This window comes from Leisingera sp. ANG-Vp (assembly GCF_000813725.1).
In the GTDB taxonomy this organism is placed as follows: Bacteria; Pseudomonadota; Alphaproteobacteria; order Rhodobacterales; family Rhodobacteraceae; genus Leisingera.
The window spans coordinates 1-9,097 of sequence record NZ_JWLD01000111.1; the positions used below are offsets into that span (position 1 = coordinate 1).

General features: G+C 65.3%; 10 protein-coding genes. 1 reads left to right on the plus strand and 9 read right to left on the minus strand.

Annotated elements, in window-relative coordinates; translation table 11 throughout:
* The 9 genes from RA20_RS23820 to RA20_RS23860 form a co-directional block, all read right to left on the minus strand.
* A partial coding sequence (locus RA20_RS23820) for an aldehyde dehydrogenase family protein (RefSeq protein WP_039135147.1) occupies positions 1-554 on the minus strand: 554 nt, incomplete at its 3' end.
* Between the two features lie 24 nt (positions 555-578).
* Positions 579-1,253, minus strand: coding sequence for a DUF1028 domain-containing protein (locus RA20_RS23825; protein WP_039135150.1), 675 nt, complete (start codon positions 1,251-1,253; stop codon positions 579-581).
* A 107-nt stretch (positions 1,254-1,360) separates the two neighbouring features.
* Positions 1,361-1,777 (minus strand): RidA family protein, encoded by a 417-nt coding sequence (locus tag RA20_RS23830; RefSeq protein WP_039135172.1) that lies wholly within the window; start codon positions 1,775-1,777, stop codon positions 1,361-1,363.
* Between the two features lie 182 nt (positions 1,778-1,959).
* Positions 1,960-3,234: a flavin-containing monooxygenase gene (locus tag RA20_RS23835; RefSeq protein ID WP_039135153.1), complete on the minus strand. Its 1,275-nt coding sequence runs from the start codon at positions 3,232-3,234 to the stop codon at positions 1,960-1,962.
* A gap of 247 nt (positions 3,235-3,481) precedes the next feature.
* The gene (locus tag RA20_RS23840) at positions 3,482-4,945 is read right to left on the minus strand and encodes an aldehyde dehydrogenase (RefSeq protein WP_039135156.1); all 1,464 of its coding nucleotides are present in this window, start codon (positions 4,943-4,945) and stop codon (positions 3,482-3,484) included.
* 28 nt (positions 4,946-4,973) lie between these two features.
* Positions 4,974-6,011, minus strand: a complete 1,038-nt coding sequence (locus tag RA20_RS23845; protein ID WP_039135159.1) for an LLM class flavin-dependent oxidoreductase — start codon at positions 6,009-6,011, stop codon at positions 4,974-4,976.
* The gene (locus RA20_RS23850) at positions 6,011-6,946 is read right to left on the minus strand and encodes a flavin reductase (protein ID WP_039135163.1); all 936 of its coding nucleotides are present in this window, start codon (positions 6,944-6,946) and stop codon (positions 6,011-6,013) included. Before RA20_RS23850 ends, RA20_RS23845 begins: the two co-directional genes overlap by 1 nt.
* The gene (locus RA20_RS23855) at positions 6,943-7,752 is read right to left on the minus strand and encodes an alpha/beta fold hydrolase (RefSeq protein WP_039135166.1); all 810 of its coding nucleotides are present in this window, start codon (positions 7,750-7,752) and stop codon (positions 6,943-6,945) included. Before RA20_RS23855 ends, RA20_RS23850 begins: the two co-directional genes overlap by 4 nt.
* The gene (locus tag RA20_RS23860) at positions 7,724-8,326 is read right to left on the minus strand and encodes an amino acid synthesis family protein (RefSeq protein ID WP_039135169.1); all 603 of its coding nucleotides are present in this window, start codon (positions 8,324-8,326) and stop codon (positions 7,724-7,726) included. Before RA20_RS23860 ends, RA20_RS23855 begins: the two co-directional genes overlap by 29 nt.
* 108 nt (positions 8,327-8,434) lie before the next feature.
* Here RA20_RS23860 and RA20_RS23865 point away from each other — a divergent pair.
* On the plus strand, positions 8,435-9,097 hold a 663-nt coding region (locus RA20_RS23865), incomplete at its 3' end, for a GntR family transcriptional regulator (RefSeq protein ID WP_039135175.1).

Consider the following 9,097-nt stretch of genomic DNA (forward strand, 5'->3'; position numbering starts at 1 on the left):
CCCGCTGCCAGCGCTGCCGCCGCTTTCCAGGTCGCCATGTCCAGTGGGAAGTTCCAGGGCGTCACCGCCCCAACCACGCCCAAGGGGACGCGGGACACCAGTGCCAGATCACCCGGCCCCGTGGGTGCCACCTCATCATAGATCTTGTCGATCGCCTCAGCGTACCACTGGAAGAAATGCGCAGACCCCGGGGCATCCACGGTGGCGGCATCGGTCACCAGCTTGCCCATGTCGAGGCTGTCCAGCAGCGCCATTTCCTCCAGGTTTTCCCGGATCAGATCGGCAAGCTTCAGCATCACAGCCTTGCGGTCGCCCGGCGCCATCCGCGACCAGCGCCCGTCCTCAAACGCCTTGCGGCCCGCGGCCACGGCACGGTCCACATCCTCCTCATCGCATTCGGCAACCTGAGCCAGCACTTCGCCCGTCGCCGGGTTGACGCTTCCAAAGGTCTTGCCCGACGCCGCACCAGCAAACTTGCCATCGATAAAGGCCTGGCCGCGGAACGTCAGCGCCGCAGCGCGGGATTTCCAGTCGTCGTGAGTATAATCCAGCATGTCTTTCTCCCTGATGCGCCGCGTTTATTCGTCCCCGGGCACGCCGTAAGACGGCGCCTCGCGCGGATCGAGCGCGCGCTGGACATAGGCGTCCAGCTGCGGCTTGTAGATGTCCCAGGCAGCGGCGATGTTCTCAATCGGACAGTCCTCAGTCCAATCGCAGCGCAAATCCGCCACCGGCCAGCTCACCTTGTCGACGATTTTCATGCCTGCCGAATGCACCGGCCCGGCCTCGCCGCCTGCCGCCAGCCCGGCCCGCATTGCGGCAATCAGCCGGTCGCCCAGATGACCCGATGATGCCGAAAACCCATCCGCGATGGCCTGGCATACCCCGTCATTGGCCAAAAGATTGCCGCCCGAGGCCACATCCTTGCCTTCCGCCTGGGTCCAGATGCCCAAGGAATTCGGCCCCGAATGAATGGCAGTGCCGCCAATGCTGTCCACTGCCAGCACCTGCCGGTACTCGATGAAACGGCCAATCTCGCGCACCTTGGCCACCGCTGCAGCAGCGGTCATGCCTTGCTCCATCAAATCCAACGCCAGCGGCCCCAGGCTCGGGTCGGTCACATTCTGGCTCGCCACCGCGCCGACCCCCGCGCGCGCAAAGGAACAGCGCGCCGCCACCGCGGGCGAGGAAGAGGAAATCGCAACACCGAACATGCCTGTCTCTGCGCACCGCGCCACAAGCGAAAAGGTCATGAGCCAGCCTCCTGCTGCTTCTTTCTGGTCAAAAATACCCCCGGGGGAGCACGAGGGGGCAGGCAGCCCCCTCGTTTTTGTCTTCTAAACGGGCCTCATTCCCGTGCTCAGTCCGGAATGACGGCGGTGCCGTCGATCTCCACCAGCCACTCCGGCCGCGCCAATGCCTGCACCACCAGACCGGTCGAGACCGGATGCACGCCTTTGATGTATTCGCCCATGGTGCGGTAGACCGCTTCGCGGTGGCGCACGTCAGTGATGTAGACAACGACTTTCACCAGGTGCTCCATGGAGCCGCCGGCCTCTTCAATCAGCTGCTTGATGTTCTGCATCACCTTGTGGGTCTGCTCCACCGGGTCATGGCTGTCGATATTGACTGCGTCGTCCAGGTTCTGCGGACATTGGCCGCGCAGGTAGACAGTCTTGCCGCCCTGGGTCACAACCGCCTGGCACAGGTCATTGTCCAGGTTCTGCTCCGGATAGGTGACGCCGGTGTTGAACTTGCGGATACGGGTATGGGCCATGATGTCCTCCTGGCATGACGGTGCGGCAATCCGGCCAAAGGGCGCGTTTACCGCCAAAGATTTCATGAACTTCAGCCAAGCCAAATTACCTTCTGGCTACGCCTTGCTTCGGTTCTGACTAACAGGGCCTGCACCCACCCCAGGGGGACGGGGCAGTGCAGGCTGCGCGGGGACGGAAACGCTCAGGCCTCGTCCATCCGGCCTTCGCCGGGACCGCGGTAGGTCTCATAGTGGCGCTGGATTGCAATCTGGTCAGCCACATGTTTGGCGTCGTGCCAGACTCCCCAGATAAAGGTCGAGCCGCGGCGCGACTGCCAGGGCAGGCCCAGGAAATAGATCCCCGGCTCCACCGACACACCGCGCTGATGCTGCGGACGGCCCTTGCCGTCAAAGGCATCGACATTCATCCAGCCAAAGTCCTGGCGGAAGCCGGTGGCCCAGAGGATGGTGGTAATTCCTTCCGCTGCCAGATCCAGTTCGCGGATCGGATTGGTCAGGCTGTCCGGGTCGGCAAAGGCCTCCCGCGCCTGCGGCTCTTCTGGCAGATCGATGCCGGTACGTGCCACATACTCGTCTGCCAGATCCAGCATTTTCAGGTAATCTGCGTCGCCGTTGGCAATGTTTTCCTGCAAGTCGCCTGCAAACGTGATGGTGCCGCTGTCATAGCTTTCCGTCAGACCCAGCAGGGTAACGCCCTCACCGGCCAAACGGCGGAAATCCATGGTCTGGCCGCCATAGGCGCCGCTGACCGAGATCGTCACATGCTCCTTGCCGGGCTCCAGCGCCGCCTGATCCCACAGGCCCAGCACCCCCAGCCACCAAACGAAATCACGGCCGCGGTACATGCGCGGCGGCCGGTCATGCGGGCCGACCGACAGGTAGACCTTGCGGCCCGCCCGGTTCAGCTCATCGGCAATTTGCGCACCCGAAGAACCTGCGCCCACAACCAGCACTGCGCCCTCCGGCAGCTGTTCGGGATTGCGGTAATGGAAGGAATGCAGCTGGTTCACCGCAGACCCTTCCGGCACGACAGGCGGGATCACCGGATGCTGGAAGGCGCCGGTTGCGGCCACGATCCGCTGCGCTTCGATCACCCCGTCCGAAGTCTCGACCCGGAAACCGCCGGTGCCGTTGATACGCTCGGCTTTTTTCACTTCAACGCCGGTGCGGATCGGCGCATTGAACCGCTCGGCGTATTCGACAAAGTAGTCCGCCACCCGGTCCTTGCCCGCAAAGGCCTCGGGATCGGTGCCGGTGAATTCCAGGTTCGGGAAACGGTCGTGCCAAGCCGGGCCGTTGGCCACCAGGGAATCCCAGCGCCCGGTGCGCCAGGCTTCGGCAATCCGGTTCTTCTCCAGCACCAGATGCGGCACGCCTTGGCTGGTCAGATGCTCGCTCATGGCCACGCCGGCCTGGCCCGCACCAACAACCAGCGTGTCTACCTTTTCAATCGCCATTTCAAACCCTCTCCTGACACTTCGGCGCGGCCTGACCCCGCCGGTCTTCTTCAACAGGAATTCCACATCCCCGGGGCGTGAAAAAGAAATCTATGGCTTACCTCTGCTTCGCGTAGAGCTAAGCAGGGTTTCCTCATTTGAAATGAAAGGTTTAGCAGGAGACTTGAGGCAAAAGAAAAGCCGTTCTGCCGGGTAAAGGGCAGAACGGCTTAGGGCGCGACTTGCATTGGAAGCGGCGCGAGGAGGGTCAGCGCATGACGAAGGGGTCTGGGATTTGTTCGTCTGTTGTTCTGAGCCAGACGGCTTTTGTTTTCGTGTAGTCGAGGGCGGCCTGGAGGCCGCCTTCGCGGCCGTGTCCGGAGAGGCCGTGGCCGCCGAAGGGGGCGATCGGGCTGACGGCGCGGTAGGTGTTGACCCAGACGATGCCTGCGCGGATGGCGCGGATCATGCGGTGGGCGCGGGTCAGGTCGCGGGTGAACAGGCCCGAGGCCAGGCCGAAGGCGGTGCTGTTGGCGATGGCAACCGCTTCGGCCTCGGTCTCAAACTCCACCACCGACAGGACGGGTCCGAAGAACTCTGTCTGCAAGCAGGGGGCCTCCGGGGCGTCCGAGCAATCGAGCACCGTGGGCGGGAAGTAGAAGCCCGCGCGCTCCAGAGCCTTGCCCCCGGTGATCAGTTTTGCGCCCGCCTTGAGCGAGGCCGCGATCAAGGCCTCTGCGTGATCCCGCTGCCTCAGGGTGCAGAGCGGCCCCGCTTCGGTCGCCATATCGTCCGGGGCGCCGATCACCACGCTTTCCGCCTTTTCCTTTAGCCGCTTGAGGAACGCCTCCTTGATCCCCTTCTGGATCACCAGGCGGGAGCCTGCAACGCAGCTTTGCCCCGTTGCGGCAAAGATGCCCGACACTTGCGCGTTCACGGCACTGTCCAGATCGGCGTCGTCAAACACGATGAAGGGCGATTTGCCGCCCAGCTCCAGCGAGGTGGAGGCCAGGTTTTCGGCCGAGTTGCGCACGATATGGCGCGCGGTCTCCGGGCCGCCGGTGAAGGCGACATGGGCAACGCCCGGGTGGCTGGTCAGCGCCGCCCCCGCCTCGGGGCCGCCGGTGATCACATTCAAAACGCCTGCCGGGAAGCCCGCCTGATCAAAGATCCGGGCAAATTCCAGCATCGGCGCCGGGGCGTCCTCGGAGGCTTTCAGCACCACGGTGCAGCCCGCCGCCAGCGCCGGGCCGATTTTCACCGCCGAGAGGAACAGCTGCGAGTTCCAGGGCACCACGGCGGCCACCACCCCCACCGGCTCGCGGCGCAGCCAGACCTCCATGTCCGGCTTGTCGATCGGCAGATGCGCGCCTTCGATCTTATCGGCAAGGCCTGCGTAATAGCGGTAGTATTCCGCCACATAGGCGATCTGCGCCGAGGTCTCGCGGATGATCTTGCCGGTGTCGCGGGTCTCCAGCTCTGCCAGCCGCGGCGCATGTTCCGCCACCAGATCCGCCAGCCGCATCAGGAGCTTGCCGCGCTGGGTTGCCGTCATCCCCGCCCATTCGGGCGAGAAGAAGGCGCTTTGCGCCGCCCGCACCGCCCGGTCCGCATCCGCAGCCGAGGCCGCAGGCATCCGCGCCCAGGCCGCGCCGGTGGCCGGATCGAGGCTTTCGAAGGTTGCGCCTGCGTCCTCAAACGCACCGCCGATATACTGCTGGAAAGACTGCATCCCAGGATCTCCTTATTGGAAGGCCGCTTTACTGGAAGGCCGGCATGACTTCAGTGATGAAGCGCTCCAGGGAGGCCTTCTTGCGCGCAAACGGCATGCTCGAGTCGATCCAGAAGGAATACTCGTCATACCCCAGCGCCTCGTATTTCTTCAGCCGTTCGATCACCGCCGCGGGCTCGCCGATCACCAGGTCGCGCTCCATTGCCTCGGGGCTGTAGAAGGGATGCGCGGAGATCTCCTCGTCCGAGAGCGGCTCGATCAGGCCTTGCGTGACATCGCGCTTGTTCATGAACCAGGCGCCGAAGTAGCAGTAGAAGCGGTTGAGCTCCACCGCCGCCTGTTTCACATCCTCCGCGCTGTCCGCCACATAGGTGTGCTGCAGCAGCATGATCCTGGGCCGCGGCACTTCGCTGTGCTTTGCGCAGGCCGCGTTGAACTTGCCCATCAGCTCCTCGATCTCGCCGTCGCCCTGCCACAGCGGCGTCACCTGCACGTTGCAGCCATTGGCCACGGCAAATTCATGGCTGTTGGGATCGCGCGCCGCCACCCAGATCGGCGGGCCGTCCTGCTGCAGCGGTTTCGGCGACGAGGTGGTCTTGGGGAAGGAGTGGAATTCGCCTTCCTGCGCGTAATCGCCCTGCCACAGGGCTTTCACCGCCGGGATCAGCTCGCGCATGCGCTGGCCTGCCTCCCAGGCGTCCATGCCCGGCATCATCCGCTCGTATTCAAAGGAATAGGCGCCGCGGGCAATGCCCAGATCCAGGCGGCCCTCGGTGATGATATCGGCCATCGCCGCCTCGCCCGCCAGCCGGACCGGATGCCAGAACGGCGCAATCACCGTGCCGGTGCCCAGGCGCACGTTTTTGGTATGCCGCGCCACATCCACCAGGTTCAACAGCGGGTTCGGCGCGATGGTGAAGTTCATGCCGTGATGCTCGCCGGTCCAGACCGCATGCATGCCGCCGTCATCAGCGATTTTGCACAGCGCGATGAACTCGTCATAAAGCTGCTTCTGGTCCTCGCCTTCGGAGATCCGCTCCATATGCGCAAAAAGGGAAAATTTCATCAGGCCTCGCTCCCTGCCCCGCCCCCGGCGCCAACAGGGCGCACCTCTCCGCGGGTCTGGTTTCCATAATACACCCCGAAGTTGCCGATCCGGGCCTCACTGGCAAACCGCTCCAGCATGGTGCACATGGCGGCGTCGCCGATGTCCATCAATGTGGTCTGGGTGAGCTCGGTGAAGGCGCCTTGCGCCGGCGTGCCCCCGGCGGATTGGCACAAAAACGAGATGTGCTGATGTTCGCGCGCTTCATCTTCATAGACGGAGTAAATGAACCCCGCCTCGGCTTCGACGCCGCTGTCCGCAATCAGCCTGGCCAGCGCCGCCGAGGCGCCCTCCTTGCCGACCCGGATCTCCGGCAGCGTCAGCTTGCCCTGACCGTTGCCCACCAAGAGCACCCTGCCCTCGTGTTCAATCAGCGCCGAGACAATCAGCTTCGCGCTCTGGCTCAGCGCCTCGGCCTCGGCCGCAGGTGTCACATAGGCGCCGCGGGCATAGCCCAGCCCCGGCGCGGGCGAAGTTTCAAACGCCTCCACCCGGCCGATCAGGATCAGGTGGTCGCCCGCCTCCACCCGGTTGTGCATGGTGCAGTCGAACCAGGCCGAGACGCCCGCCAGCACCGGGCTGCCTGCCGGGCCCGGCTGCCAGCTGACGGCGGCAAAACGGTCTTCGACGGGCCGGGCAAAAGTGTTGGAGACATCCTTCTGGTCCTCCGCCAGCACATTGACGGCAAAACCCGCCGCCTGCGCAAACGCATCGTAGTTGCTGGAGGAATTGGCCAGGCAGACCAGCACCAGGGGCGGGTCCAGCGAGACGGAGGTAAAGGAGTTGGCGGTGAAGCCGATCGGGCTGCCTTCCGGATCCTGCGCCGTCACCACGGTGACGCCGGTCATGAAGGTGCCAAAGGCGTTGCGCAGGGCGCGCGGGTCCATGTCGCTCATGGCGTCTCCCCTTCCACTGGCGCTGCCAGCCAGTCCTGCAGCGCTGCGTTGACCGCCTCAGGGGCGGTCAGATTGACCATATGCCGGTGGCCTTCGATGACAATGGCACGGCCCCGCGGCGCCGCCGCCGCCATGGCCTCAGCCATTTCCGGCGTCGAGTTCGGATCGCCGTCGCCGGTCAGCGCCAAAAGCGGGCAGGCAATGCCGCCGAACCCATCCGCATAAGTGCTGTCGCCGCGGGCAAAGGCGCTGTAGGCCGCCGCGTAGCCGTCCAGGTTCACACCCGAGAGCCACGCCGCCACCTGCGCCCGCGCCGCCTGGTCCGCAGCACTTTCGCCGAACCAGCGGGTCAGCGGCGTCTCCAGGTCAAAGCTGCCCGCGCGGATCTCATCCGCACGCGCCTCAACCGCCGCCCGCGCCGCCGCGCTCCGGCGGAACACCCCGTTCAAGAGCGCCGCCCGGGCCGTATTCCCGGGATGGCAGACCGCATAGCCGCCGGCAATCAGCGCCCCCATCGAATGGCCCGCCACAGAGACCGCCCCCAGCCCCAGCGCCTGCAGCACCCCGTGCAGCCAGGCCACATAGTCTGGCAGCTCCGGCGTGCCCGGCAGCGGCGCGCTGCCGCCATGGCCCGGCATGTCCAGCGCAATCACCTCATGGGTCCGGGCAAAGGCCCCGATCTGCGGCCCCCAGGCCGCCGCCTGCATGCCGACCCCGTGGATCAGCACCAGCGGCGCGCCGGACCCCGCCCGCAGGCCGGTGACCGGGCCGTAAGCCTCAGACCGCAGCAGGGTTGTCGGCGTCATGACCCAGTTCCTTCAGGTCCTGATAGCGGTCGCCGATGCGGTGATGCGGCCGCCCGCCGATCGAAGCGCCAAGCGCAATCACGATCTCGTCCGGGCCCGGCGCATCCGCCACCGACAGCTGGATGGTCAGGTAGTGGCTGCGCCGCCCGCCGTCGTTCTTGTCCATCAGCGGGATCTGCAGCGAAGCATTGGCCGGCCCGCGGGTGTTGGTGAAGGCGAGATAAGATTTCGCCCCCACCGCCTCGCGGAAGTGGTTGCCGAAGCGCAGCGTGTGAATCAGCGCCGAGGCATGCTCGACCTCGCCGTTCACCCCCACGATCGCCGATTTGCCATAACCCTCGACCTTGTCGCCGCCGCCCGCGGCCTCCAGCACCATCGCCGTCAGCTTTTCGCCCAGACCCGGCGCGCAGTCGTGGATCGCAGGCCGCAGATCCTCGACAAACCCCTGCCCCGCCCAGGGGTTTTTGATCACCGCCACCGCAGCAATCATCTTCAAGGGCTGCGCGGCCGCCTTGCCGCCCTCGATCAGGGTCTCTTCAACATGCAGCAGCGTCTTGCGGATTTCAGCGGGCATGGCTGGGTCTTTCCTGTGATTCCATCGTTAGCCATCATATGGTATACCATAAGACAATATGTCAATGATCCCTTGTTCCGCCCCCCACCGGCTGCTATCCCGGATCCCATGACACGCCCCCAAAGCCAGCCTGTGATGCGCAAAATCGAGCAGCCGCCGCAGACCCTGCGCGACATCGTCCAGGAGCGCATGCGCGAGGCGATCATCGCAGGCCAGTTCGCCCCCGGCGAACGGCTGGTCGAGCGCCCCTTGTGCGACCAGCTCGGCGTCAGCCGCACCGTGGTGCGCGAGACCATCCGCTATCTCGAGGCCGAGGGCCTGGTCGAGATCCTGCCCGGCAAAGGCCCGATCGTGGCCCGGCTCAGCTGGGACGACGCCCGCCAGATCTACGATATCCGCCAGATGCTCGAGACCGCCGCCGCCGCAGGGTGCGCCCGCAACATGACGCCCGAGCTCGCCGCCGCCCTGCAGGCCGCCCTGCAAGAGCTGCAGGCCGCCGCAGCAGCAGGCCGCCCGGCCCCGATGCTGGCCGCCGCAACCGAATTCTACCGCCTGATCTTCGAGGGCGCAGGCCACACTGTCGCCTGGGAGATCGCCCAGCGGCTCAACGCCCGCATCAGCCGCCTGCGCGCCGTAACCCTCGCCGCAACAGACCGTCAGACACCAGGCCCGATGCACATGCAGAAAATCTGCAAAGCCATCACTTCAGCAAACCCAAAAGCCGCCCACAACGCCGTAGAAAAACACATCTCAGACGCAAAAAAAACGGCG